General features: G+C 65.6%; 1 protein-coding gene. It reads left to right on the top strand.

Annotated features, from left to right (window positions below):
- Positions 1-1,234: serine hydroxymethyltransferase (gene glyA, locus GOB87_RS16420; protein WP_166319177.1), on the top strand; the 1,234-nt coding region annotated here is incomplete at both ends.

Genomic DNA, 1,234 nt, shown 5'->3' with positions numbered 1-1,234 from the left:
GACCCTGCTGTTGCGTCGGCGATTGGTGCCGAGCTTGAGCGCCAGCGCGACGGGATCGAACTGATCGCCTCCGAGAACATGGTCTCCGAGGCCGTGCTTCAGGCCCAGGGCAGCGTGCTGACCAACAAATACGCCGAAGGCTACCCCGGACGCCGCTACTACGGCGGCTGCGCAGAGGTCGACAAGGTCGAAATCCTCGCCATCGACCGCGTCAAGCAGATCTTCGGCGCAGGTTTCGCCAACGTCCAGCCGCACTCGGGCGCCAACGCCAATCAGGCCGCCTTCATGGCCGTCGTCACACCCGGCGACACCGTGCTGGGCATGTCGCTGGCCGCCGGCGGACACCTCACCCATGGCGCCGCGCCCAACTATTCCGGCAAGTGGTTCAACGCCGTGCAGTATGGCGTGCGTGAGCAGGACGGCCTGCTCGACTACGACCAGATGGAAGCCCTCGCCCGCGAGCACAAGCCCAAGCTGATCGTCGCCGGAAGCTCCGCCTATCCGCGCATCATCGACTTCGCCCGCTTCCGCAAGATCGCCAATGACGTCGGCGCGCTGCTGATGGTGGATATGGCGCATTTCGCAGGCCTCGTGGCCGCCGGTCTCTATCCCAGCCCGCTGCCGCACGCCGATATCGTCACCAGCACCACGCACAAGACCCTGCGCGGCCCGCGTGGTGGCGTGATCCTCACCAACGACGAGGCACTGGCCAAGAAGATCAACTCCGCCGTCTTCCCCGGCCTGCAGGGCGGGCCGCTGATGCACGTCATCGCCGCCAAAGCCGTGGCGTTCGGCGAGGCGCTCAAGCCCGAGTTCAAGCAGTATCAGCAGGCCGTGGCCGCCAACGCGAAAGCACTGGGCGAGACGCTGCTCGCGCGCGGTTTCGATCTGGTCACGGGCGGCACCGACAGCCATCTGCTGCTGGTCGATCTGCGGCCCAAGAAGGTGACCGGCAAGGCTGCCGAAAAGGCGCTTGAGCGTGCGGGCATCACGGCCAACAAGAACGCCGTGCCGTTCGATCCCGAAAAGCCCGCCATCACCTCGGGCATCCGTCTGGGCAGCCCCGCCGCCACCGCGCGCGGCTTCCGTGAGGCCGAGTTCCGGCTGGTCGGCGAGATGATCGACGAGGTGCTCACCGCCCTTGCCGCCTCCGGCGGTGAAGGCAACGCAGACGTGGAAAACAATGTCCACGAAAGAGTCCGGGAACTCTGTAAAAAATTCCCTATCTATAAGT

The organism is Acetobacter estunensis, from assembly GCF_011516945.1.
In the GTDB taxonomy this organism is placed as follows: domain Bacteria; phylum Pseudomonadota; class Alphaproteobacteria; order Acetobacterales; family Acetobacteraceae; genus Acetobacter; species Acetobacter estunensis.
The sequence above is the reverse complement of the archived record's forward strand: the minus strand, read 5'-3'. Positions and strand labels throughout refer to the sequence as shown.